Source organism: Ruminococcus sp. MSJ-25 (assembly GCF_018917825.1).
In the GTDB taxonomy this organism is placed as follows: Bacteria; Bacillota; Clostridia; order Oscillospirales; family Ruminococcaceae; genus Hominimerdicola; species Hominimerdicola aceti.
Genome location: NZ_JAHLPI010000017.1, coordinates 92,885 through 116,775 on the forward strand (window position 1 = coordinate 92,885; position 23,891 = coordinate 116,775).

At 41.9% G+C, this 23,891-nt stretch carries 19 protein-coding genes and 1 tRNA gene; 8 read left to right on the forward strand and 12 right to left on the reverse strand.

The window, feature by feature from the left end; translation table 11 throughout:
• Positions 1 to 139: 139 nt before the first annotated feature.
• The 4 genes from KQH97_RS07520 to KQH97_RS07535 form a co-directional block, all read right to left on the reverse strand.
• Entirely contained in the window at positions 140 to 325 is a 186-nt protein-coding gene (locus tag KQH97_RS07520) for a hypothetical protein (RefSeq protein WP_216553673.1), read from the reverse strand.
• 17 nt (positions 326 to 342) lie between these two features.
• Positions 343 to 618 (reverse strand): hypothetical protein, encoded by a 276-nt coding sequence (locus KQH97_RS07525; RefSeq protein ID WP_216553674.1) that lies wholly within the window; start codon positions 616 to 618, stop codon positions 343 to 345.
• Between the two features lie 382 nt (positions 619 to 1,000).
• Positions 1,001 to 2,524, reverse strand: coding sequence for a xylulokinase (gene xylB, locus KQH97_RS07530; RefSeq protein ID WP_117859493.1), 1,524 nt, complete (start codon positions 2,522 to 2,524; stop codon positions 1,001 to 1,003).
• Positions 2,525 to 2,768: 244 nt separating this feature from the next.
• Complete coding sequence (locus KQH97_RS07535; protein ID WP_022288558.1) at positions 2,769 to 2,948, reverse strand: hypothetical protein; 180 nt, start codon at positions 2,946 to 2,948, stop codon at positions 2,769 to 2,771.
• A gap of 386 nt (positions 2,949 to 3,334) precedes the next feature.
• On the opposite strand from KQH97_RS07535, the gene serC reads away from it, so the two are divergent.
• The 3 genes from serC to KQH97_RS07550 all read left to right on the forward strand — a co-directional run bounded on the left by serC (position 3,335) and on the right by KQH97_RS07550 (position 6,016).
• Positions 3,335 to 4,417 (forward strand): 3-phosphoserine/phosphohydroxythreonine transaminase, encoded by a 1,083-nt coding sequence (gene serC / locus KQH97_RS07540; RefSeq protein ID WP_117859494.1) that lies wholly within the window; start codon positions 3,335 to 3,337, stop codon positions 4,415 to 4,417.
• A gap of 33 nt (positions 4,418 to 4,450) precedes the next feature.
• A complete protein-coding gene (locus KQH97_RS07545; protein ID WP_117877769.1) occupies positions 4,451 to 5,602 on the forward strand; it encodes a 3-phosphoglycerate dehydrogenase family protein in 1,152 nt (383 codons plus the stop codon).
• A gap of 120 nt (positions 5,603 to 5,722) precedes the next feature.
• Positions 5,723 to 6,016: a hypothetical protein gene (locus KQH97_RS07550; RefSeq protein WP_022288562.1), complete on the forward strand. Its 294-nt coding sequence runs from the start codon at positions 5,723 to 5,725 to the stop codon at positions 6,014 to 6,016.
• A 66-nt stretch (positions 6,017 to 6,082) separates the two neighbouring features.
• On the opposite strand, the gene KQH97_RS07555 is transcribed toward KQH97_RS07550, so the two are convergent.
• Positions 6,083 to 6,568 carry a GtrA family protein gene (locus KQH97_RS07555; RefSeq protein WP_216553675.1) on the reverse strand — a complete coding sequence of 162 codons (486 nt, stop codon included), beginning with the start codon at positions 6,566 to 6,568 and terminating at the stop codon, positions 6,083 to 6,085.
• A gap of 209 nt (positions 6,569 to 6,777) precedes the next feature.
• On the opposite strand from KQH97_RS07555, the gene KQH97_RS07560 reads away from it, so the two are divergent.
• The 3 genes from KQH97_RS07560 (at position 6,778) to KQH97_RS07570 (ending at position 9,478) form a co-directional block, all read left to right on the forward strand.
• Entirely contained in the window at positions 6,778 to 8,046 is a 1,269-nt protein-coding gene (locus KQH97_RS07560; RefSeq protein ID WP_216553676.1) for a hemolysin family protein, read from the forward strand.
• Positions 8,039 to 8,542 carry a hypothetical protein gene (locus KQH97_RS07565; RefSeq protein WP_216553677.1) on the forward strand — a complete coding sequence of 168 codons (504 nt, stop codon included), beginning with the start codon at positions 8,039 to 8,041 and terminating at the stop codon, positions 8,540 to 8,542. Before KQH97_RS07560 ends, KQH97_RS07565 begins: the two co-directional genes overlap by 8 nt.
• A gap of 102 nt (positions 8,543 to 8,644) precedes the next feature.
• Positions 8,645 to 9,478, forward strand: coding sequence for a hypothetical protein (locus KQH97_RS07570; RefSeq protein ID WP_195518344.1), 834 nt, complete (start codon positions 8,645 to 8,647; stop codon positions 9,476 to 9,478).
• Between the two features lie 104 nt (positions 9,479 to 9,582).
• On the opposite strand, the gene KQH97_RS07575 is transcribed toward KQH97_RS07570, so the two are convergent.
• The gene (locus tag KQH97_RS07575) at positions 9,583 to 10,080 is read right to left on the reverse strand and encodes a hypothetical protein (RefSeq protein WP_216553678.1); all 498 of its coding nucleotides are present in this window, start codon (positions 10,078 to 10,080) and stop codon (positions 9,583 to 9,585) included.
• A gap of 388 nt (positions 10,081 to 10,468) precedes the next feature.
• Here KQH97_RS07575 and KQH97_RS07580 point away from each other — a divergent pair, with 388 nt between their 5' ends.
• Entirely contained in the window at positions 10,469 to 13,042 is a 2,574-nt protein-coding gene (locus KQH97_RS07580) for a cation-translocating P-type ATPase (protein WP_216553679.1), read from the forward strand.
• A 108-nt stretch (positions 13,043 to 13,150) separates the two neighbouring features.
• On the opposite strand, the gene KQH97_RS07585 is transcribed toward KQH97_RS07580, so the two are convergent.
• From KQH97_RS07585 to nrdD, 6 genes are all read right to left on the reverse strand, one after another.
• Positions 13,151 to 14,545, reverse strand: coding sequence for an McrC family protein (locus KQH97_RS07585; RefSeq protein WP_216553680.1), 1,395 nt, complete (start codon positions 14,543 to 14,545; stop codon positions 13,151 to 13,153).
• A 13-nt stretch (positions 14,546 to 14,558) separates the two neighbouring features.
• Entirely contained in the window at positions 14,559 to 15,767 is a 1,209-nt protein-coding gene (locus KQH97_RS07590) for an AAA family ATPase (protein ID WP_216553681.1), read from the reverse strand.
• A gap of 447 nt (positions 15,768 to 16,214) precedes the next feature.
• Positions 16,215 to 17,912 carry a leucine-rich repeat domain-containing protein gene (locus KQH97_RS07595; RefSeq protein WP_216553682.1) on the reverse strand — a complete coding sequence of 566 codons (1,698 nt, stop codon included), beginning with the start codon at positions 17,910 to 17,912 and terminating at the stop codon, positions 16,215 to 16,217.
• A gap of 155 nt (positions 17,913 to 18,067) precedes the next feature.
• Complete coding sequence (locus KQH97_RS07600) at positions 18,068 to 19,969, reverse strand: leucine-rich repeat domain-containing protein (protein WP_216553683.1); 1,902 nt, start codon at positions 19,967 to 19,969, stop codon at positions 18,068 to 18,070.
• Between the two features lie 125 nt (positions 19,970 to 20,094).
• Entirely contained in the window at positions 20,095 to 20,613 is a 519-nt protein-coding gene (nrdG, locus tag KQH97_RS07605) for an anaerobic ribonucleoside-triphosphate reductase activating protein (RefSeq protein ID WP_216553684.1), read from the reverse strand.
• Between the two features lie 348 nt (positions 20,614 to 20,961).
• A complete protein-coding gene (gene nrdD, locus KQH97_RS07610; protein WP_022287606.1) occupies positions 20,962 to 23,136 on the reverse strand; it encodes an anaerobic ribonucleoside-triphosphate reductase in 2,175 nt (724 codons plus the stop codon).
• A gap of 357 nt (positions 23,137 to 23,493) precedes the next feature.
• On the opposite strand from nrdD, the gene KQH97_RS07615 reads away from it, so the two are divergent.
• Positions 23,494 to 23,570 (forward strand) — tRNA-Arg (locus KQH97_RS07615).
• Positions 23,571 to 23,891: the final 321 nt, after the last annotated feature.

The following is a 23,891-nucleotide window of genomic DNA, read 5'->3' on the forward strand; positions in this document are numbered from 1 at the left end:
GTTTTCTATTCATGTACCACGGAACACTTGACAGGTCATTTTTAGATACTGTATCAACATTTTTCATTTTGTTTTCTCCTATCGATAAAAAATAGAGGACGGAGCAGAAGCTCCGCCCCCAAGCGGTTGTACACGAAAATTAAGCCTTACCCTTTGTAAGCTTGCGGATAACACCAATAGCAACGCCGAGGAGTGAGGCACCGACGAACACCATAACAAGCGGATTGCCTGTCATAATAGTCCAAACCTGAGAAACAAGGTCAGTAATAGTTGTTACACCCGAAGTAATAGCAGATGTTTCACCTGTAAGAACAGTAATAGGCATATTCTTAATCTCCTTTCTTAATTGATTATGTCTATACTTTCAACAACGAGTTTTTCAACACCGCCGAAAGTACGAACGCCGTAGTTAATGTTTACATGGCTATCAATCATAGCCGAGGAGTTAGGAAACGTTTCCTGAAGGACCTTTGTTGACACCTTTGCGATATGTGTTTCATATCCTGTCACGCTCTCGTCCTTACTTTCCTTAAGACAAAAGAGTGTGTAGTTTTCCCACTTTCTGCCAGTTTCCTTGATAACTCCACTGTTTTTCTTAAAACCTTTGACAATATACATCTTGTCATACCTCCAAAATCAATTAATAATTTGTTGTAGTTCTCTTGACTACAGTTATATTATATAACATTATGAAAATGGCGTAAATACTTGTAATATTTCTTGTCAATGTATAATTTGTTAAAATACCGCACTAACAAACTAAACTTTTTGTAATATTTCTATGCACAATAAAACCGCCGATATTTAAACAAAATACGGCGGTTATTATCCTAAAATTTTCTATTTGTGTTTGGGGTGGTAGAGGTCGTCGGTTCAAATCCGGTCACTCCGACCAATATGTAAAAACGGCTTTCCGCTATTGTGGAGAGCCGTTTTTTAGTTGTCAAAATATTCTAATACAAAAAAGCTCCGACGACAAATCGGAGCTTTTGGTTTTATATTACATCTTTGCAAGCTTTGCAAATTCTGCTTTCAGTGCAGGATAGATCTCTGTGTAAAGCTTGTAGTATTTCTCATACTCAGGTACTCGCTCTGCTTCAGGCTGCTGTACCTTGTCGGTCTTTACTACTGCCTTACAAGCTTCCGGTACTGATGAGTAAATGCCTGCGCCTGTTGCTGCAAGAAGTGCTACGCCAAGGGCTGGACCTTCTTTCGATGAAGCTGTTTTTACAGGGCAGTTGTAAAGATCTGCGAGCATTGATCTCCACAGCGGTGAGCTTCCGCCGCCTCCGCATGCCATCATGTCGGACACGTTGATATCCATTTCTCTGAATACCTCAACGCAATCTCTCAGGGAGTATGATACGCCCTCCATTACTGCTCTCAGCATATCACGCTTTGTGTGCATTGCGGAAAGTCCGAAGAATACTCCTCTTGCGTCAGGGTCAAGATGCGGTGTTCTTTCGCCCATGAGATATGGCAGATAGAGAAGTCTGTTTGCACCAACAGGCACTTTCTCTGCTTCCTTATCCATGAGATAATATTCGTCAACGCCCATGCACTTTGCTGTTTCTTTCTCTGCATTGCAGAAATTATCCCTAAACCATTTCAGCGAAAGTCCTGCGCCTTGTGTAACACCCATAACGTGCCATGCGTTCGGCACTGCTGCACAGCAGGTGTGAACTCTGCCCTTTGGGTCGATAGAGATAGAAGAAGTGTGTGCAAATACGACGCCTGATGTTCCGATAGTTGTGAACGCCTTACCGTCCTCTGCAACGCCTGTTCCGATAGCCGCAGCGGCATTGTCGCCTGCTCCGCCTACTACTATAGTACCCTCTTTAAGTCCTGTAAGCTCAGCCATTTTCTTTGTGACCTTGCCTGTTACCTCGCATGACTCGTAAACCTTGCCCAGCATTGACATATCAATGCCAAGCGTATCGCAGACTTCCTTTGACCAGCAGCGGTTTGGCACGTCAAGAAGCTGCATACCGCTGGCGTCGGAAACCTCTGTTGCATATTCGCCAGTGAGGATAAATCTCAGATAGTCCTTTGGCAGAAGAATGTGTCTGCACTTTTCATATATATCAGGCTCGTTGTTCTTTACCCAAAGAATTTTCGCAGCCGTCCAGCCTGTGAGGGCAGGGTTTGCTGTTATCTTGATGAGCTTTTCTCTGCCTAGCTTTTCGTTCATTTCTTCAACTTCTGCGGCAGTTCTCTGATCGCACCATATTATGGACTTTCTAAGAACGTTGTTGTCCTTGTCGAGCATAACAAGTCCGTGCATCTGTCCAGAGATACCAACACCGGCAACGTCCTCTTTGTTTACGCCGCTTTTGGTCATAACAGCCTTGATAGTGTTTATCATTGCGTTTGCCCAGTCAGCAGGATCCTGTTCTGCATAGCCGTTTTTAGGCTGATACATAGGATATTCAATAGTTACAGAAGAAATAACAGTACCCTTTTCGTCAAAAAGCACCGTCTTAGTGCCGCTTGTGCCGCAGTCTACGCCGATTACATAAGCCATAGTTTTTACTCCTTTATAATATGTATAGTATCATTTGTTTTTGCTAAAACGATTACATTAATTATACAATATTTCTCTCTGAAATGCAATACCCATAAAACGTTTTCGCAAAATTTATCTGAGCATAAAAACAGGACGGTGGGGCTACCGTCCTATAAGTTTGTTGAAAGACCTGGCGAACTTGCTGGCGGGACGTCGTGTCTGCGTTATTGGCAAGGTACGGTCTTATACCGCCATTTTAAGTCTAGTCTGCTTTCTCAAGCACAAAGAATGTGCTGTTGTTTTCACTTTTCATTTCCTTTATAGCCCAGCCTGCCGCGATCAGACTGTTGAGCTTTTCAACTCGCTGAAATCTGTCCATATCCGGGGCTTTTCCATCATGGGCTTTGTCCTCATTTCTTGAAACATAAAATATCTTTTGCATATATATCCTCTTTCCCTGAGAGTGACAATTGTTCCCCAATTTTTTTACAACTGTCGCATTTTATTGATTACATTATACTACACAAATATGGAGATTTCAAGGAATACCAAAAATTTTAACCTCTTTTTAACGCTTTAGTATTATTCTGATTTTTCATGCTTTTCAGTGCTTATTATATATAACGGCATAGTTAAGGTGTAAAAATGCACGTTTTCAGGGCTGCTTTATGTGCTGATATGTACAAAAACTTATGACGAGTGAGTATTTTTATATGACAGCCCTTGACTTTTTTTTATAAAAGGCATATAATAATATTATTAATTTATATATTTATAGTCTTTATAAATAATGAAACTAAGAAACTAATTTATATGGAGGGTTTAACAATGGGTAGAGTATATAACTTCAGCGCAGGTCCTGCTGTACTCCCTGAGGAAGTGCTTAAGGAAGCTGCCGATGAAATGCTCGATTATAAGGGCACAGGTATGAGCGTAATGGAGATGAGCCACCGTTCCAAGGCGTTCGATGACATCATCAAGGAAGCTGAAAAGGACATCAGAGATCTTATGGGTATCCCTGATAACTATAAGGTGCTGTTCCTTCAGGGCGGTGCTTCTCAGCAGTTCTCAGCCGTTCCTATGAACCTTATGAAGAACAAGAAAGCAGCTTACATAATCACTGGTCAGTGGGCTAAGAAGGCTTATCAGGAGGCTCAGAAATACGGCGAGGCTGTTGCTGTGGCTTCTTCTGCTGACAAGACTTTCTCTTATATCCCTGACTGTTCAGATCTGGATATCCCAGAGGACGCTGACTATGTTTATATTTGTGAAAACAATACTATCTATGGTACAAAGTACAAGACTCTGCCTAACACAAAGGGTCACACACTTGTTGCAGACGTTTCTTCCTGCTTCCTGTCTGAGCCTGTTGACGTAACAAAGTACGGCGTTATTTACGGCGGTGTTCAGAAGAATGTTGGTCCTGCCGGCGTTGTTATTGCTATCATCAGAGAAGATCTTATCACTGACGATGTTCTCGAGGGCACACCTACAATGCTCAAGTGGAAAACTCAGGCTGACGCTGACTCTCTTTACAATACACCTCCTTGCTATGGCATTTACATCTGCGGCAAGGTATTCAAGTGGATAAAGAAAATGGGCGGTCTTGAGGCTATGAAGGCTCACAACGAGAAGAAGGCTAAGATACTCTATGATTATCTTGACCAGAGCAAGCTCTTCAAGGGCACTGTTGTTCCTGAGGACAGATCTCTTATGAACGTTCCATTCGTAACAGGCGACGCTGAGCTTGACAAGAAGTTCGTTGCTGAGGCTACAGCAGCAGGCTTTGTAAACCTCAAGGGTCACAGAACTGTTGGCGGTATGAGAGCTTCTATCTACAACGCAATGCCTATCGAGGGCGTTGAAAAGCTTGTTGAGTTCATGAAGAAGTTCGAGGCTGAGAACGCATAAGCGTAACCTTATTATAAGAGAGGGTAATTTACAATGTATGAGATAAAGACATTAAATAAGATCGCTACCTGCGGTACTGATATCTTTGACAAGGCTAAGTACACAGTAAGCGACAATGCTGAAAATCCTACCGCTATAATGGTACGTTCAGCAAAGATGCACGATATGGAAATGCCTGAGAGCCTGCTTGCTATTGCAAGAGCAGGTGCTGGCGTAAACAATATCCCAGTTGAGAAGTGCGCAGAGCAGGGAATCGTTGTATTCAACACACCTGGCGCAAACTCAAACGCTGTTAAGGAGCTTGCTATTTGTGCGCTTCTTCTTGCTTCAAGAAAGATAACAGAGGCTGCTGCATGGGCTGCTTCACTCAAGGGCACTCCTGACGCTCCAAAGACAGTTGAGGGCGGCAAGTCTAAGTTCGCAGGTCCTGAGATATTGGGCAAGACTCTTGGTGTTATAGGTCTTGGTGCTATCGGCGGAAAGATCGCAAACGCAGCCGTTGCACTTGGCATGGACGTTATCGGCTATGACCCGTTCCTTTCAGTAAACGCAGCTATCCAGCTTGAGCCTGCTGTAAAGGTAACTGCTGATATCAACGATATTTACAAGAACAGTGACTATATCACTATCCACGTTCCTTATACACCTGACACAAAGAACACTATCGACGAAGCTCAGATAGCAATGATGAAGGACGGCGTTCGTCTTATCAACCTTGCAAGAGGCGAGCTTATCAACAGTGCGGCTGTTGTAAAGGCTATCAAGGACGGAAAGGTTGCAAAGTATGTAACAGACTTTGCAGATGATGTTGTTCTTGGCGAGGAGAATGTTATCGTTCTGCCACACCTTGGCGCTTCCACACCTGAGTCTGAGGACAACTGCGCAACAATGGCTGCTCACGAGCTTATCGACTATATCGAGAAGGGAACTATCAAGAATTCTGTAAACTTCCCTAATGCAGAGCTTGCTAAAACAGGCGACCACCTTGTTTGCGTGCTTCACAAGAACGTTCCTGCACTTATCGCACAGATCACATCTGTTGTATCTGACAAGGGCGCAAATATCGAGAACCTTGTAAACAAGTCTAAGAAAGACTGGGCTTACACAATGCTCGATGTTACAGGCGACGTTGACGCTGACGCTTTCAAGTCTATCGAGGGCGTTGTTGGCGTAAGAGTTCTTTAATTGTTGATAAAAGAAATTTTATATGCAGCAATGAGGCTGCCCATGGACGAACTGCGTCTTGGGCAGCCTTTTTTGATACAAAAAAAGCTATAATTTAAGTGAAAAATGGAGGAATTTAAAATGGACAAACTTATAACAGCAATTTTATTTATCGGAATACCAATGGCACTGACTCAGCTTATTTACAGGATAATTGACCACAAGGGTAACAAGACCGCAAAGCTTGCTGAGCGTTTTCCTGTGCTTGTGAAAAGAAAGTTTCTTGTGCAGATAGGCGGAGCAATGGCGTTCGTTATCGTGTTCGGGCTTATCTCGCTTCTGCTTGACCTGCCTATCAAGGTGTTTTTCATTGTGTGCGGAGTTGTAGTGGGTGTGATAAACGGAATGGCGGTCACGCTTATGTATAGAGATTGATCAGTTGCAATGTGGCAACTGGGGCAAAATAAAAAGCTGTCAGATCTGACAGCTTTTTTTGTATGCTTATTTCTTTCTGAATACCACGAGCTTGCTAATGACATAGTTAAGTATCAGCACAACAACGTTTGCCACTATCTTTGTTACCCAATAGTTGAAGCTGAGAAGTGAGTAGCCGAGCCACATCATGAACATTTCTACGAGAAGAGTGAATATCCTTCCGCCGTAAAATGAAGCCGCTTCGGAGATTATCGCTTTTTTGCCCTCTGCCTCAGACTCGAAAACCCATATCCTGTTTGTGACATATGCGAATGTTACCGCACATATCCATGATATGACAGTACTTGCAGTGGAAACACCACCCTTGCCTATGCCTGCCTGTTCCAAAAGCACTTTTGAGATGCCTGCGGTCACAAAGCTGACTGCGGTGGTGAGTACGCCGAAAAACAGATACAAAAGCATTTCTTTGTTTTTGACGTAAAATGGTCTGAACCAGCCGAATATCTTCCAGTCCATTATTTTGTCGAAAATGTCCTTATCTTTCTTTGCCATTTCTGTTATCTCCTTTTGTGCATATGAATATTATGAACACAAAGAATATTATAACTCTTTTACATCGTTTTTTCAATAATACTGTTGCAATTGGTTAAAAAATATGTTATGATAACTATATGTAGTCAGTTTTCATGACTGCCTTTAGTGCTATTTTTATAACTAGGGCAGCAAATTTATACTCTGACCTGAAAGGATAATTTTATTTTATGAAAGTTGTTATCATCGCTGTGCTTCTTATGCTGTCTGCTATTTGTTCTGCAACGGAGACAGCGTTTTCTTCATGCAACAGGATAAGGCTTAAAAAACTTGCAGACGACGGAAACAAGTCTGCAAAGAAGGCAATGAACATATGCGATAATTTTGACAAGGCACTCACTGCTATACTTGTAGGAAACAACGTGGTGAACATTTCTTCATCTTCTATTGCAACGGTGCTTTTTACCGAGAAATTCGGCAAGGGAAGCGTGGGTCTGGCTACCGTAGTCATGACAGTGCTTGTGCTTATTTTTGGTGAGATCTTGCCTAAGAGCCTTGCAAAGGAGAATTCTGAGCGGTTTTCTATTCTTATGGCGGCTCCGCTCTCCGCATTCATGTTCATCATCACACCTATTACGGCTGTTTTTATGGGCATAAAAAGCGGCGTTTCAAAGATTGTGGGCAACAAGAACAGCGAGCCGTCTGTTACTGAGGAAGAGCTTAAATATATCATAGACGAGATTCAGGACGAGGGCGTACTTGAAGAGCAGGAGTCGGAGCTTGTGCGTTCGGCACTTGATTTTGACGAAATAACCATAAGCGAGATACTTGTGCCTAGAGTAAATATCGAGGGTGTTGAGCTTCATGAGGATATGGAGAGCATAAAAAAACGCTTTGTGCAGACAAAGTTTTCAAGGCTTCCTGTGTATGACAAGGATATAGACCACATTGTGGGACTTATCCACCAGGCTGACTTTTTTGAAATGTATCTCAAGGGCAAGACGGACATAAGCCTTATAATGAACAAGCCACTTTACATAACTGAAAACCGCAAGATCTCTGAGATCCTGAAGCAGATGCAGCGTAAAAAGGTGCATATGGCGGTGGTGCTTGACCAATATGGCGGCACGGAGGGTATTTGTACTCTTGAGGATATCATAGAGGAGCTTGTGGGCGAGATCTATGATGAAAGCGACGAGGAGGATACCTCCCTTGTGAAAATAAGCGACGGCGTTTATGAGGCGTCGGCGGAGCTTTCGGTGTCGGATTTTCTTGACAGGATAGGACTGCCGGAGGACACTATCGAAACCGAAAGAACATCTCTCGGTGGCTGGATAATGGATATGCTTGACAGACTTCCTGAGCAGAATGAAGTTATAAGCTGTCCGCCTTTTGAGATGACAGTGAAAATGGAGGACGAGCAGAAAATAGACAGGATACGCTTCAAGATATCTGATGAGGAGCTTGAAAGCAAGAAGGCGGAGGAAGAAAATGCCTAAGCAGATAAAGAAAGAGCAGATAAAAAAGTCAGAACTTTTATACAGAAAATGGTCTGTTGCAGGGCTTGCGGCAGCGACTGTGTTCATGGGGTGTATGGCTGGGCTTATGAGCATGATAGTGAAAACCGAGGGGGCAAAAGTGCCAACGATAGTGCTTTTTGCGACGTTCATTATCTACACGGCAGTGTCGGTGGTATGTGCGGTGCTTGGAGTGAAAAGCTATGTAAAGGACGACTGCGGAGTGTGTCTTTTTCAGGGTATAGTGCATATTTACAGCGTTATAGCCTGCGTAATGAATGTGAGAATGGCATTTATAATACTGTTCTCAGCGTTAGGCTCGCAATCGGGGGTAGATACCCTTATAGGAAGCCAATCGCAGAACGAATTTATACAAAGTCAGTATGCAAGCTGGATATGTCTTGCTGTTGCTACTCTGTTCTCAGTGATACTTGGTATTTTGGCGGTAGTATGGCTTGTGAAAAATAAAAAGAACTGATAAATCGGCTTTGCGTAGGGGCGACCTTGGGTCGCCCGTTATTTCGTATGTTTCACAGCATACAGGTCTTAGAAAATCATAGAGTAAGGAAGAAGAAAAATAATGTTTTTGCTTATACTTGTAGTTGTATGCTACACAATATGTTCCCTTAGTGACAAGTACGCCGTTTCAACGGCAAAATTCAACGGCGATGAGCTTGGATTCTTAATGGCGGCGGCAACGGCTGTTTTCATGGCTTGCTGTCTGCCTTTCCTCGACAGGACTATTACGCTTAGCTGGCAGTCCTTTGCGGCGATAGGTCTGCTGTGCTTGTCGAAAATCCTTGAATTTAAGCTTTCGGCTATTATCCTTGATGAAATATCAGCCTTTGAGCTTAAGGCTTGGCTTGGTATCACCCTTTTCATGTCCTATGCAACGGATATTTTCCTTGGTGAAAAGCCGAGCATTTTCAAGTTTCTTTTTATTGTGCTTACTGTTGCAGGACTTGTTTTTATCGCAAAATCAGGCAGAACGGACAGCGGCAATATAAATTACCGCAGGATAGTTGTTCCTCTGGTGTTCTATCTGCTGGCAAGATACGGCTACGGCATAGTTGTAAGAGCGTCAGAGAATTACATATCCTCGACCATGGCGCTGTTCTTTGCGCTTATACTTATGGCTATCATACTTCTGCCAAGGGCAAAGCCTTTGGAGATATTCAAGAAAAATCAAAAGGGCGCATGGGTGGTTGTGCTTACAAAGATTCCGAATGTGGCAGGTCTGCTTGCGGAGAACGCTGTTATTGCTGTGAGCCTTGCGAGTGCGTCATTTATCCAGCCTATGATACTGTGTTCGCTGTTTGTTATAGCGCTCATAAGAAAAGAGCCTATCACAAAGCTGAGATTTATCGGCAGCGTTATTTGTATGGTGGGCATAATAGGATTTCAAATATGTTAAAAAAAACGTCGGACGTTTTCAAATTCGTCCGACGTTTTGTTGTTTGAAAGTTTACAGAAAGAAAGTGAGCGACCAGAGGTCGCCCTTACGTTTTGATGTTATGTTTATCTTTCGGTATTGTACATTGCGGCAAACCAGTAATCTTCTTCAAGATAGCTTGTGTTTTTCTTGCCCCATGTAATTTTTATTTTCACAAGACAGCCGTCAATATCCTCTTTTGGAAGCTCCAGCTTTTTGGACTCCTTGGCAAGCACCTTTCCGTCATAGCTGTAGACAGTGTAAAGCACGTCACCGAGCCTGTCCCCTGTGGCTTCTACGGACATAGGGGTTTTAAGGGTAACATTGCCGTCCTTATCTACATCTGCCTTTATATTAAATGACGGTACAGAGGAGAGCAGATCTTCAAAGCTCTTTTCAGCGGAAAGGCTCTCGCTCTTGCCATTGCAGTATCGTGTCTTTTCAGTGCCGGGAAGCTCATATTTGCTTCCGTCACAGGTCAGCACAACTGAACCTTTCTCCACCTTTGGGGTTATATTTATCACAAGGGCGCAAGCCAAAAAGATAACGGCGGTAAGCAGACCTACAAGTATTTTCCTTTTCATTATTATCACCAATGCTATTATATCACCTTTTGGAATAATAATCAAGGGCGGTGTTTGAAAATGAGATCAAGCAAATGAGTTGCAGATTTACAATAAAATATATAAAAAACTATTGACAAAATCAAAAATATAGGTTATAATAACCTCATAGTAAAAGAGAGTAGCTGGCGGAGAGATCCGTTTATGTTTGCGTCAGTACGTTCCGATGAGGGACCGCTGCATATCTAAACGGCGAGACTTTTATTGATTAAATTGCCACAGGCGCAGTTTACCCAATAAACGTCTTGCCGATTTTTTATGCGTTTATTTTACTGAGCCTATGAGAAAAGGAGGCTTAGAAGGGTATATCGGCAATGCTTACAGGAAAAAATAAAAAAGGTGGTATTTTATGAAGCAGTATCAGAAAAAACTTGACCAGCTTTACACTGAGTTTTCATCAGGTGAAAATGGTCTTTCAACCGAGCAGGCAGTGAAAAACTGCGAAAAGTTCGGACGAAATGTTATCACGGAGGGCAAGAAAAAGTCCATTCCCATGATTTTTTTAGAGCAGTATAAGGACTTCCTTGTGCTTATACTCATTATTGCTGCGATAGTTTCAGCTTTCATGAAAGACGTTGAGAGCTGTGCGGTAATTCTCGTTGTTATCACAATGAACGCTATTTTGGGTACAGTTCAGACCGTCAAGGCTGAAAAGTCACTGACGAACCTTAAAAAGCTTTCTGCACCGACGGCTAAGGCGCTTCGTAACGGTGAAAAGGTCATTATCCCATCTGAGGAGATCGCAGTGGGCGACATTCTTCTTATCGAAGCAGGCGACCAGATATGTGCAGACGGCAGGCTGATAGAATGTGCGTCTGTTCAGGTGAACGAGTCGGCACTCACAGGCGAGAGCGTTAATATCGACAAGGATATGAGCGATATAGAGGGCGAAAAGCCTCTTGCTGAGCGTGCTAACATGGTTTATTCAGGCTCTTTTGTCACATACGGCAGAGGAAAAATGCTTGTCACTGAGGTTGGTATGGACACTGAGGTGGGCAAGATAGCTTCGCTTATCCAGAACGCATCAGAGAGAAAAACGCCTCTCCAGAACACACTTGACGAGTTCGGCAAGAAGCTTTCTATAGCTATACTTATTGTCTGTGCAGTAGTGTTCGGACTTAGTGTGCTTCGTGGCGGCAAGCTTATGGATTCGTTCATGTTCGCTATCGCACTTGCTGTTGCGGCTATCCCTGAGGCTCTCAGCTCTATCGTTACTATTGTGCTTTCTTTCGGCACACAGAAAATGTCAAAGGAAAACGCTATCATAAGAAAGCTTCAAGCTGTTGAGGGCTTGGGCAGTGTTTCTGTAATATGCTCTGACAAGACTGGTACACTGACACAGAACAAGATGACAGTTAGAAAAATAATGGTAGATGGCAGGATAATCGACACTGACGCTGTTGATCTTGACGATGAAAAGGTCAAGACTATGACAAGAGCCATGATCCTTTGCAACGATTCAAGCTGTAAGGACGGCGTTGAGATAGGCGACCCTACAGAAACGGCTCTTATCAATTTCGGCACAAAGCTTGGTATCGACACTGACAAGGTGAGGGAAGATCTCCCTAGAATTTCTGAGATACCATTTGATTCAGACAGAAAGCTTATGTCAACTCTGCACGTTATCGACGGCGAAAAGGTGCTTTATGTAAAGGGTGCGGCTGACGTTCTCATAAACAGGATAACTTCAAGCGATGAGGAAAAGGCTGTTATAACTCAGCGTGTGGCAGAGCTTTCGGAAAAAGGTTTGCGTATACTTGCATTTGCAGAGAAAAAATTTGACAAGGATACCGTATGTCCAGAGGACGAGGACGGATTGGAGTTTGTCGGTCTTATTGCTATGATGGATCCTCCGAGAGAGGAATCAAAGGCGGCTGTTGCGGAATGCCGCAAGGCAGGCATAAAGCCAGTCATGATAACAGGCGACCATATCGTTACGGCTTCAGCTATTGCCCGTGAGATAGGTATTCTTGACGACAACTCAAAGGCTGTTGAGGGTCACGAGCTTGACGCTTATTCAGACGAAGAGCTTGTTGACTTTGTAAAGGACAAGGCTGTTTACGCTCGTGTTACACCTGAGCATAAAATAAGGATCGTAAAGGCTTGGCAGGCAAACGGCTGTATAGTTTCCATGACAGGCGACGGTGTGAACGACGCACCTGCGTTAAAGCAGGCTGATGTGGGCGTTGCAATGGGCATCACAGGAACTGAGGTTTCAAAGGATGCTGCCTCAATGGTGCTTGCAGACGATAACTTTGCAACTATAGTCAAGGCCATAAGAAACGGCAGAAACATTTACGAGAACATTAAAAAGGCTATACTCTTCCTGCTTTCGGGCAACTTTGCGGCAATTCTTGTGGTGCTTTTCAACTCACTGCTTGGACTTCCTGTTCCGTTTGCGGCAATACATTTGCTGTTTATTAATCTGCTTACAGACTCGCTTCCTGCTATCGGTTTGGGTCTTGAACCTCACTCCGAAGAGGTCATGAAACGCAAGCCAAGAAACGCAAATGAATCTATACTCACACGTCCTTTCCTGGGTGAGATAGCATTGTATGGCGTAGTTATAGCGATAGCGGTAGCTTCGGCTTTCCTTATGGGAAACAAGACAAGCGCAGCTCTTGGTATGACGATGGCATTCGCAGTGCTTTGCTCTGCAAGATTGTTCCACGGATTCTCGTGCAAGGAAAAAGGTCCTGTTATCTTCTCAAAGGACTTTTTCAACAACAAGTTCGGTCTTATGGCGTTCGGTCTTGGAATGGTATTTTTAAACTCCGTTCTGCTTGTTCCACCGCTTAAAGGACTTTTCAAGATAGCAGACATGACAGGTATGCAGTTTGCATGGATATACATTCTAAGCTTTGGCTCTATGCTCGTTATCCAGCTTATAAAGGCGATATTCTTTACAAAGTCTGAAAAGTAAGGCTGTAGAGTTATCTTATAAAAGTTTCATAGGTGGGCGACCTTAGGTCGCACCTACGCGATAAAAATAACCGCTCTTCGTGATGTCACGGGGAGCGGTTTTGTTTTATTAAGATGTGGCTATCTGTGCTGAGAAGCTTTGCTTCCATGCTTGTATGGATATATTGATTTTTTTGTAATATTCTCCATAGTCATCGTATTCGCTTGACGGAATAAAAAGGGGAAGCTTGTATATCGTAGGAACGGCTTTATAAAATGATGAAAATGAATTAATTTTCTTAAAACTAAAAACACAATGTTCTTCCTGAGAGGGATAGATTATTCCGCAGGTGTCACCGCCTGTCAGGAAAAGATATGACAATAGCTGGTGGATATCAGCGTCTTTATTCCATTCCCAGAACTTGTATTTTGCGTCAAATACGTTTCTTTTGGAATCGGATTTGCCCTTTTCTATGTAGTCAGGATACCAATATTCTTTATTAGACCATTGCAGGCTTCCTTTGGAATTGTCGGTAAGCAAATGTTCATAGCTATATTCGTTCAACAGCTTGACAGCGATAAACTCCTCCCACAGCCATGAGATATCAATGAGTATGCCAAAGGTGTCTTCTTCTTTATCGTCAAACACGTTCTGACCTGATTCCTGCAATATCATCAATGCGAGCTTTCTTACGTCCTCGTACTTCTGATACATAGGGTGGGTTATCTCTCTTCTGCACTTCATGGAGTCGGAATAGTTCACGTTCATTCGATATGAGGGCGTTGCATTTTCTATGGCGTCTATTATCTCGTTGAGGATAACGTTGTTGTTGAGATAGCCTTTCAAAATGTCGGGGAAATAGTCTTTGATATAGTCGAGAGTTTGGCGTATGAGGCATAGAATATCGTTGTCGTAGGAATACTCTCTTGTGGAATATGCGGTCTTTCCTAAAAAGGGATTGTTTATCTTTATGTGCCTGTTGATATCCATAACGCCCTTGAAGTCATACTCGTTGTATCTCTTTCGCACATACTCTTTGTATATTCCGTCTTCGTAGGCTTCCATAAGCTTCATAAGAAACAGAAGCACCATTATGGCAGTATAGTCGCTTTCTGATTCGCTGTTTACGCTCAGGTCAAAAACGTTTATGCCGCATACACTGCACAATAGATAGAGCAGGAAATACTGTTTATCGTCCTTGTCAAAGCGTGACCTTATCTCTATTCGGTAGTTAGCTTCACTTTCTTCACCCTTGCTTCTGCAGGACAGCACGCCCACCCAATTGTAGGTGAAAAGCTTGTCATTGACTCGTGAAAATATCTCTTTGTTTTTGTTTCGGCTTTGAGAAGGTATGGTGATGATATTACTGCCCTTTATCTGATTTAGGTCGCTGACCTGCTTGATATCCTCCCAATAGCTTTCGGGTATTTCCTTTTCATCAGTTGCCTCATCATCATAGACCAATGAATACGCTTTATCATAGCTTTGGTTATCTTTAAGACTGATCGTTATATGATTATCCATTTTGCTCCTCCGATCAAGCCTTAAAATTTTCACCTATTTTCTCTACTTCGCTTTCAGTTCTCTTGCCCTTTACATACTCATACAATATCTGAGAGAGGTGGTTATCCCACACTTCTTCTCTTGCTTTTTTGTAGCCATTTCCGTCAAGATACAGCAGTATCTTTGCAAAATATGACGGACCAAGGTGATAATGTCTGTTAAGTTTAAGGGTGTTATCAATGGAATTATTGAGGGCTGTTATCTTTGATACATAATCATCATAATCATTGCCAAGCGCATTATCTACGCCCATTGCCTTTAAGACCTTATCCATTACGGCTTCTGCGGTGACTTCATGCCAAGCAAATCTTCTTCTTAAAGCAAAGTCAAAGACCTCTACGCTTCTGTCAATATCGTTCATTGTGCCTATGATATACACATTTGAGGGGATAAAGAACTTATCGTTATCCATATTTATATAGAATGTTTTGTCAGTTGCCAGTGCAGAATACTGCGTAGCTATCCTGCCTTTTTCTCCTCTGTAGTCTGCGTCCAAGCAGAACATGGTTTCACCAAGGACTTTTGATATTTCCGCTCTGTTTATCTCGTCAATGATAAAAAGGAAAGGAGGGAGGTCGGCTGGGTCGATGTTTTCTGTATCAAAGCCTTCCTCTTTTATCTTGTTTATCCAGAAGTCAACAATAGATCCATCCTCGTCAGAGAGAAACTCTTTTATGGTGTCTTCCGTCACCTTTTGGCCTGAAGCCTTTATACGCTCTATAACTCCTGCTTTTCTACAGAATGACTTGAAAGAGCCGTTTTTTAATGTGTAACCTATGCTTTCGTTTGCAAGGTTTGGTCTTATGCCCTCTATAAAGTCAGTGTAGTCATATGAGGGGTGGAACTGCACCATTTCCATTTGGATTTTTTTATCGGCGTTTTGTCCCAACAGCTTGTCGGCAATTTCATTTCTTGCGGAAAAGGTCTTTCCTGTGCCAGGTGCGCCGTTTAAAATGAGCTGTTTGTTTGCTTTTAACAGTGAATATGTATCTACCATAAGTGAAAAACCTCCGCCAGATGTGATTTGGACGTTGTCTATTAGAAATTCTGCTATTTGTTTCATTTTCTCTTTGGCTCTTTGTTCGCCGTCAATAAATATGATGTTATTATTGGCGTCCCTAAAGATAGCTTTTCCACTGCTGTCTTTAAAATTGACCCAATCACCCGTTCTAAAAACGTCCATTTCGGTATCTTTAGGTATTAACCTTAAGGCATCATTTATTTTTGTAACAAGGTTATTTCCCTTCCCGTCAACAAAATTACCAGCATTTCTTGACCACGTTGAAGGATTTTCATAGGTTTTTTTATTGGGGTCAGGATACAATATATGAAGAAAATTCAAGATATGTTTTTTGTCTTTTGTTGACTGTACCCCCTGCAAAACTATCGCCATGAAAAAATGGAAATTTCTTTGCCGATAACCCTTATCTGTTTCTGTTTGAAATTGCTTACTATTCAAGTATTTTATCTGTTGTATAAACGTTTCGTCACCATTTTCTAACAGTTTTTGCACATCTTCAAATGTGCTTTTCCATGTTATTTTTCCCATATCAGGTACTCCATTCTTCTATAATTTTACTACAATAATTTCATTATATCTTATCAGCAACGCTTTGTCAAGGCGGAGTAATCAGAAATAGAGGAATATCCACCTGTTCATTGTGTCAAAGTCAAGTCCTCTTACGTCTATGATCTTGCTGGTGCAGTCTGATATTATGGTCACTGTTTCAAGGCTTTTACAATCGCTGAATGCGTTGTTGCCAATGGAATATAATGTATTTGGAATAGTTATGCTTTTAAGGTTTTTGCACTGATAAAATGCAAAAGAGCCAATACGTTCTGTGCCATAGGGTATCTCAAGGTTTTCAAGACTTTTACATTCGCAGAACGCTTTTTTACCTATGCTTTCTAATGTATCAGGCAGAGTTATCTCTTTAAGACTATGACAGCCTTGGAACACATTATCACATATATCCTCCAATGAATCAGGGAGCTTTATATGTTCAAGGTTTTCACAATTTTCAAATATGCTGTCGCTTATGACAGTAACACCATTTGGGATTGTTATGCCTGTAAGCTTTTTGCACCCTTTAAAGGCATTCCATTCAATGCTGTCTACGGACTCAGGTATTTTTATGCTTTCAAGGCTGGAACATTTCTCGAACGCATCGCTATGTATAGCTGTCACGCTATCGGGTATGATCATGCTTTTGAAGCTTTGACAGCCATGAAATACAAAGGAGTCTATTTCCGTTATGGAATTAGGGAGCGTAATGTTTTCAAGGCTTTCACAGCCGTCGAATGCGTGTGCGCCAATGATGAACACTGAATTCGGGATAGTTATGCTTTTAAGGCTTTTGCACTGATGAAATGCAAAATTTTCAATGTCTGTTGCACCAAGGGGAAGTTCAATGCTTTCGAGGCTTGTACATTCGCTGAAAGCATAATCGCCTATGCTTTTTAATGTGTCGGGCAGGGTGATGTTTTTTAGACTGCGGCAGCCAAAGAATGCAACACTGGCTATTTTCTTTAGTGAGTCAGGGAGCTTTACATATTTAAGATTTTCACAATCTCCAAATACGCCGGTGCATATGACAGTAATGCCATTTGGGATAGTTATGCTTGTAAGCTTTTTGCACTTATTAAAGGCATTGTGGTAAATGCTCTCTAAGGACTTAGGTAATTTTATGCTTTCAAGGCTGGTACAGCCATGGAACGCTTCACTTTCTATATCCGTCACGCTGTCAGGTATAGTTATATTTTTCAATCTTTCGCAGGAAGCAAATGCTTTATTTTCTATTCTCGTTATGGAATTAGGGAGCGTAATGCTTTCAAGGCTGGTACAACCATTGAACACCTCGCTTCCTATATCCGTCACGCTGTCAGGTATAGTTATATTTTTCAATCCTTTGCATGAAGCAAATGCCATATAATCTATTCTCGTTACAGAATCAGGGAGCGTGAGGCTTTCAAGGCTTGTACAACTCATGAACGCACTCTCTCCGATGCGTGTCACCGAATCGGGTATAATTATGCTTTTAAGATCAGGACAGTTAAGGAATGCGCAGTTGCCAATGCGCTTTACAGAATCGGGTATGGTTATACTTTCAAGGCTGGTACAGCCTCTAAATGCTCCATAACCAATAGTAGTTACTGTGTCAGGTATGTCTACATTTTTTAGCTTGGAGCATTCGCCAAAGATCAAAGAATGAATAATCGTTGCGTTTTTGGGGAGCGTTACGCTTTCAAGCTCAGGGCAATCGCTAAGCAGAAAGCTACAGTTTGTCGATTTCGGTATAGTCAGGTTTTCAAGGTTTATGGAACTCATTGATATATTCCTCCATTTTTCTTTATTTGACTATATTATAACACATCAACTGTCTGTTTGTCTGGACTGCAAATAAAAAAGCGGCCAAGATTCTTCTTAGTCGCTTTGCATAAATTTTCTTTTGAATCTTTGTCTAACTTTTTGGGGTCAGTTCATCAGAAATAGAGGAATATCCACTGATCCATGGTGTCAAGATCAAGTTCTCTTACGTCTATGATCTTGCTGGTGCAGTCTGATATTATGGTCACGGTCTCGAGGCTTTCACATTCGCTGAATGCGTATGAATTGATGTAATTTAATGAAGTCGGGATAGTTATGTTTTTAAGATTTTTGCAGTTATAAAATGCCATGAAGCCTATATCTGTTACGCCATATGGTATCTCAAGGTTTTTAAGACTTTTACATTCGCTGAAAGCATAACTGCCTATGCTTTTGACTGCGTCGGGAATGGTGATGTATTCAAGACTACTGCAGCCTGCGAAAGTATTATTGTATATATTATCTATTGAATCAGGCAGCTTTATGTGTCCAAGGCTTTCGCAATTGTTGAATGCGTGTTCGCCAATGTAATATAATGAATTAGGAAGAGTTATGCTTTTAAGACTTTCGCACTGATGAAACGCATAATGTCCAATATCAGTTGTGCCATATGGTATCTCGATGCTTTCAAGACTTGTACATTCATCGAAAGCATAACACCCTATGCTTATTAACGTATTAGGCAGGGTAATGTTTTTAAGGCTTCGGCAACCTGAGAACGCACAATTGGTTATTTTCTTTACTGAGTCAGGTAGCTTTACTTGTTTTAGACTTTCACAATTTTCAAATTCGCTGTCGCATATGACAAGCGAACCATTTGGGACAGTTATGTCTGTAAGTTTCTTGCACCCACTAAAGGCATTGCATCCTATGCCCTTTGCAGATTCAGGTATTTTTATGTCTTCAAGGCTCGTACATTCGCTGAAAGCATGTTCGCCTATGGCTTTAACTGTGTCAGGCAGAGTGATGTTTTTAAGACTTCTACAACCCTCAAACGCACTATTGCGTATCTCAGTTACCGTCTCAGGCAGTTTTATGTGTTCAAGGCTTTCGCAGTTTTCAAATACGCTCAGGTCTATGAGCGTAACGCTATTTGGGATAGTTATGTCTTTAAGATTTTTGCAGCCTTTAAAGGCATAGAAGCCAATGTCCTCTACTGAATCAGGTATTTTTATGCTTTTGAGGCTTGTGCAGTTCTCAAAAGCCTTTTCCCATATAGAAATTACTCCATCTGGTATATTTATACTTTCAAGACTGGTGCAGTCACTAAACGCCTCAAAGCCGATAGCTGTCAATAAGCTTGGGAGAATTATGTTCTTTAGCTTGGTGCAACCCTTAAATGCGGCATTGTCAATGCTTATTACAGAATCAGGTATAATTATACTTTCAAGCTCGGTGCAATTACAAAACGCTTCTTTGCTAATAGTTGTCAGTGAGCCTGGAAGAGTTATATTCTTTAGTTTGGTGCAACCTTTAAATGCGCCTTTGTCAATTATTGTTACAGAATCGGGGATGGTTATACTTTCAAGGTCGGTGCAGTTTCCAAAAGCTTCTTCACCAATAATTGTCAGTGAGTTTGGGAGAGTTATGCTTTTTAGCTTTTTACACTCATAAAACGCCTTGCAGCTAATGATCTTTACTGAATCTGGAATATTTATGCTTTTAAGGCTGACACATCGCCAAAACGCCTGTTCACTTATTTCGTCTAGTTGGTTTGAAAGTACAATGCTTTCAAGGTTTTTGCAAGCCTGGAATGCTCCAAAGCTAATAGAAGTTATTGTGTCGGGGAGAGTGATGCTTTCAATGCCGCAATCCTGAAATGCACAAAAGCCAATGGTAGTTACTGTGTCAGGAATGTCTACATTTTTAAGCTTGGAGCATTCGTCAAAGATCAAAGAATGAATGATCGTTGCGTTTTTGGGAAGCTTTACGCTTTCAAGTTCATATAAATATCTAAATAGATAGGCGCAGCGTGTCGATTCGGGCATAGTCAGGTTTTCAAGGTTTATGGAACTCATTGATATATTCCTCCATTTTTCTTTATTTGACTATATTATAACACATCAACTGTCCGTTTGTCTGGACTGCAAATAAAAAAAGCGACCGCAGGCAAAATGCGGTCGCTTTTCCAATATCTTTATAGTTATATATCTTCGCTGTTCACCCAAACCCCGTCCTCTTTATGTAGTATCCTCTGATTTTCAGACCCTCTGAATTTCAGTGAGATGTTTTTCTTTTCGAGAACAAACTCGCCGTCAACGAGGTAGTCGATAAGGCTCAGCATTTCGTCTGTGTACTGTGTTCTGTATGGGGACTTTGAGCCTGCAAGCAGGTCAGTTTCAAGGGTACAGCCTGTGTAGCACCACACGTCCTTGTCGGGAAGTTCGGTTTTCACACGGTGGAGGAGTTTTGTAAGCTCAGGCTGGTTCTCAGGCTCCATAGGCTCGCCGCCAAGGAGCGTAAGTCCTTTTATATAGCCCTTTGAGAGGGCGTTAATTATCTCGTCTGCGGTGGTATCGGTGAAAGGCTTGCCGTAGTCAAAGTTCCAAGTGTCAGGCTGAAAACAGCCCTTGCAGTGGTGTCTGCAACCTGATACGAACAGCGTGACCCTCACTCCTGAGCCATTGGCGATATCGGTTTTCTTTATCTCACAATAATTCATTTTCCGCTCCTTTCATACATACAACGCAGGGCAATACGATTTTGTATTGCCCCGATAGTTATATGCTGTTTGCTGTTTTATGTCAATAATAATGTTCATTATTTTCGGATTTTGCAGTTTTGAGTTTTTGAGTTTTCCTTGCTATAATGTTCATTTTTTTGACGAGTTTTGATTTTTGAACTTTTGAGTTTTAACGGCTATAATGTTCAAAATTTTGCGATTTCGCTAGAAAAAATTTTTGGGTTTTAATTGTAATCGCTCAAAAAAATTTTTGGGTTTTAAATATATCTCATTGTGAATTGTCATATCTCATTATGAATTGTAATTCTACAAAATGTTTTTATGAAATCACAAATGCAAAACTCTTTCCTTTATCTCTTGAGTCCTGCCCTGATTCCAGAACTGCGTGCCGATGTAGCCACAGGTGCGCCTTGCAACGTTCAGAGTGTTCTGATCTCTGTTGCCGCAGTTCGGACACTCCCATACAAGCTTGCCGTCATCTTCTACTATCTTTATCTCACCGTCAAAACCGCACTTCTGACAGTAGTCGCTCTTTGTGTTAAGCTCTGCATACATGATGTTGTCGTAAATATGCTGCATAACTGCAAGAACAGCCTCTATGTTGTTCTGCATATTCGGCACTTCCACATAGCTGATAGCTCCTCCTGGTGAGAGAGCCTGGAACTGTGACTCAAAGGTGAGCTTGTCAAATGCGTCGATGTTCTCGGTAACATGGATATGATAGCTGTTTGTGATGTAGTTTCTGTCTGTTACACCTTCGATAACACCGAAACGCTTCTGCAAACATCTTGCAAATTTGTATGTTGTGGACTCCAATGGCGTGCCGTAAAGGCTGAAATCTATGTTTGTTTCTGCTCTCCACTTTGCGCAGGCGTCATTAAGGTGCTGCATAACTTCAAGTGCAAAAGGCGTTGCTGAAGGGTCTGTGTGTGACTTGCCTGTCATGTATCTTACGCATTCGCAAAGACCTGCATAGCCAAGTGATATGGTGGAATATCCGCCGAACAGGAGCTTGTCGATTGTTTCACCCTTTTTAAGCCTTGCCAGTGCACCGTTCTGCCAAAGGATAGGCGCAACGTCTGACGGAGTGCCTTTAAGTCTTTCGTGACGGAGCATAAGCGCACGTCTGCAAAGCTCAAGTCTTTCATCAAATATCTTCCAGAACTTATCCATATCCTTATATGACGAGCAGGCAACGTCCACAAGGTTTATTGTAACAACGCCCTGATTGAATCTGCCGTAATATTTAGGCTTGCCGTTTTCGTCAAGATATGTTGTAAGGAAGCTTCTGCAGCCCATGCAAGGGTAGCACTGACCATTGCCATTCTTGTCTACCTTAAGCTCCTTCATTTTCTTTTCGCTTATATAGTCAGGCACCATTCTCTTTGCGGTACACTTTGCAGCAAGCTTTGTAAGCTCCCAATATTTTGAGCCTTCTCTTATGTTGTCCTCTTCAAGGACATATATTAGCTTAGGGAACGCAGGTGTTATATAAACGCCCTTTTCGTTCTTTACGCCTTGGATACGCTGTCTGAGCATTTCCTCTATGATAGCCGCAAGGTCATCTCTTGTCTGTCCCTCCGGCACCTCGTCAAGGTACATGAAAACAGTAACGAAAGGTGCTTGACCATTTGTTGTCATAAGAGTGATGACCTGATACTGTATCATCTGGACGCCCTGAACTATCTCAGCCTTTACTCTCATTTCGGCTACCTTATTTATAGTATCCTCGTCGGCAGGGATATTAAGCTCTGCGAACTCTTTTTTTACCTCACGGCGGTATTTATCACGGGATATCTGAACGAACGGAGCAAGGTGGGAAAGTGTGATACTCTGTCCGCCATACTGTGAAGAAGCTATCTGAGCGATAGATTGTGTAGCGATATTGCAGGCTGTAGAGAAGCTGTGTGGCTTTTCTATCATGACCTCGCTTATGACAGTGCCGTTCTGGAGCATATCCTCAAGATTTACAAGACAGCAGTTGTGCATATGCTGAGCGAAATAATCGGCGTCGTGGAAATGTATCAGACCTTTTTCGTGAGCTTCAACTATATCGTCAGGAAGCAAAAATCTTCTTGTTATATCCTTGCTGACCTCGCCTGCCATATAATCCCTCTGAACTGAATTGACAGTAGGGTTCTTATTGGAATTTTCCTGCTTGACTTCCTCGTTCTCGAAGTTAAGAAGAGAAAGTATCTGCTTGTCAGTAGTATTAGCCTGTCTGACGATAGAACGCTCATAGCGGTAGGTGATATAATGCTTTGCCACTGTATACTTGCCGTGGCGCATGATATCGGCTTCCACCCAGTCCTGAATAGTTTCAACGTCCATAGCCCTATTCATTTCAGAGCATTTGTCTTCTATATTCTGTGCTATCTCTCCTATCTCTCCCTCAGAGAGCCTATCCTTTTCCTCCACAGTGATATTAGCTTTCGCAACGGCATTTTCTATCTTTTCCTTATCGAACGTATTCTCAGCGCCGCTTCTTTTTATTATCTTCACCTATACTCTTCCTTTCATTCTATTCTGCTCAACCACTATATATTGTGGTTGGTTACTTTTATCATAACATAATATTGAACATTTACTATTATACCACAATCAGAATATAAGTCAAGGGTATAGAATGATAAATAATCTACAAAAATTCCGGTTAAAAACAGAGCAGTTTGCCGAAAAAGTATTACAAATGATTACAAACCCTTGATTGACAAAAAGTGTGAAAAACAATGACATTTAAAGGGATGATAAAGGTGTGAAGCTACGAGAAACGATGTGAACATTCTGTAAAATAAGTGGAGAAATTCAATTAACTTGTTGACAAGGGTGCTTGCATATGATATAATATTAGAGTTGAATGCGCCAGTAGCTCAGCTGGATAGAGTGACTGGCTACGAACCAGTAGGTCGGGGGTTCGAGTCCCTTCTGGCGCACCAATCATTTTTGATACTCACAAAGGAAAATCCACAGGATATAAAAAAATGTGGACTTTCCTCAGCAAGTATCTTTAAGTATCCTTGCTGAGCATATATGAAAGCTTGTAGTAACAAGCTAGGATATGTTTTGTGACATTTGTTTCGTTTCGCTCTTAGACCTTGTCAAGGCAGCTGCACATTGTGGAGCTTGGGCGAATCATCTGATGTTAATCCATAGTGGCGTCGGCACATAGGCTTGCAGTTAGCTTAACTGTTACTGGCTGGCTCGTGTTCATGTTCTGTAATGTTAAGAATGCCTGATCGGCGTGATTGAACAGTAAC

Coding starts and splice junctions, on each gene's coding strand:
- KQH97_RS07570 (WP_195518344.1), top strand. CDS start 8,645: ATGTTTTTGCTTATACTTGTAGTTGTATGCTACACAATATGTTCCCTT.
- KQH97_RS07590 (WP_216553681.1), bottom strand. CDS start 15,767: ATGGACGTTTTTAGAACGGGTGATTGGGTCAATTTTAAAGACAGCAGT.
- KQH97_RS07600 (WP_216553683.1), bottom strand. CDS start 19,969: ATGAGTTCCATAAACCTTGAAAACCTGACTATGCCCGAATCGACACGC.
- KQH97_RS07535 (WP_022288558.1), bottom strand. CDS start 2,948: ATGCAAAAGATATTTTATGTTTCAAGAAATGAGGACAAAGCCCATGAT.
- KQH97_RS07525 (WP_216553674.1), bottom strand. CDS start 618: ATGTATATTGTCAAAGGTTTTAAGAAAAACAGTGGAGTTATCAAGGAA.
- KQH97_RS07545 (WP_117877769.1), top strand. CDS start 4,451: ATGTATGAGATAAAGACATTAAATAAGATCGCTACCTGCGGTACTGAT.
- xylB (WP_117859493.1), bottom strand. CDS start 2,524: ATGGCTTATGTAATCGGCGTAGACTGCGGCACAAGCGGCACTAAGACG.
- KQH97_RS07585 (WP_216553680.1), bottom strand. CDS start 14,545: ATGGATAATCATATAACGATCAGTCTTAAAGATAACCAAAGCTATGAT.
- KQH97_RS07560 (WP_216553676.1), top strand. CDS start 6,778: ATGAAAGTTGTTATCATCGCTGTGCTTCTTATGCTGTCTGCTATTTGT.
- serC (WP_117859494.1), top strand. CDS start 3,335: ATGGGTAGAGTATATAACTTCAGCGCAGGTCCTGCTGTACTCCCTGAG.
- nrdG (WP_216553684.1), bottom strand. CDS start 20,613: ATGAATTATTGTGAGATAAAGAAAACCGATATCGCCAATGGCTCAGGA.
- KQH97_RS07595 (WP_216553682.1), bottom strand. CDS start 17,912: ATGAGTTCCATAAACCTTGAAAACCTGACTATACCGAAATCGACAAAC.
- KQH97_RS07580 (WP_216553679.1), top strand. CDS start 10,469: ATGAAGCAGTATCAGAAAAAACTTGACCAGCTTTACACTGAGTTTTCA.
- KQH97_RS07555 (WP_216553675.1), bottom strand. CDS start 6,568: ATGGCAAAGAAAGATAAGGACATTTTCGACAAAATAATGGACTGGAAG.
- KQH97_RS07550 (WP_022288562.1), top strand. CDS start 5,723: ATGGACAAACTTATAACAGCAATTTTATTTATCGGAATACCAATGGCA.
- KQH97_RS07575 (WP_216553678.1), bottom strand. CDS start 10,080: ATGAAAAGGAAAATACTTGTAGGTCTGCTTACCGCCGTTATCTTTTTG.
- KQH97_RS07565 (WP_216553677.1), top strand. CDS start 8,039: ATGCCTAAGCAGATAAAGAAAGAGCAGATAAAAAAGTCAGAACTTTTA.
- KQH97_RS07520 (WP_216553673.1), bottom strand. CDS start 325: ATGCCTATTACTGTTCTTACAGGTGAAACATCTGCTATTACTTCGGGT.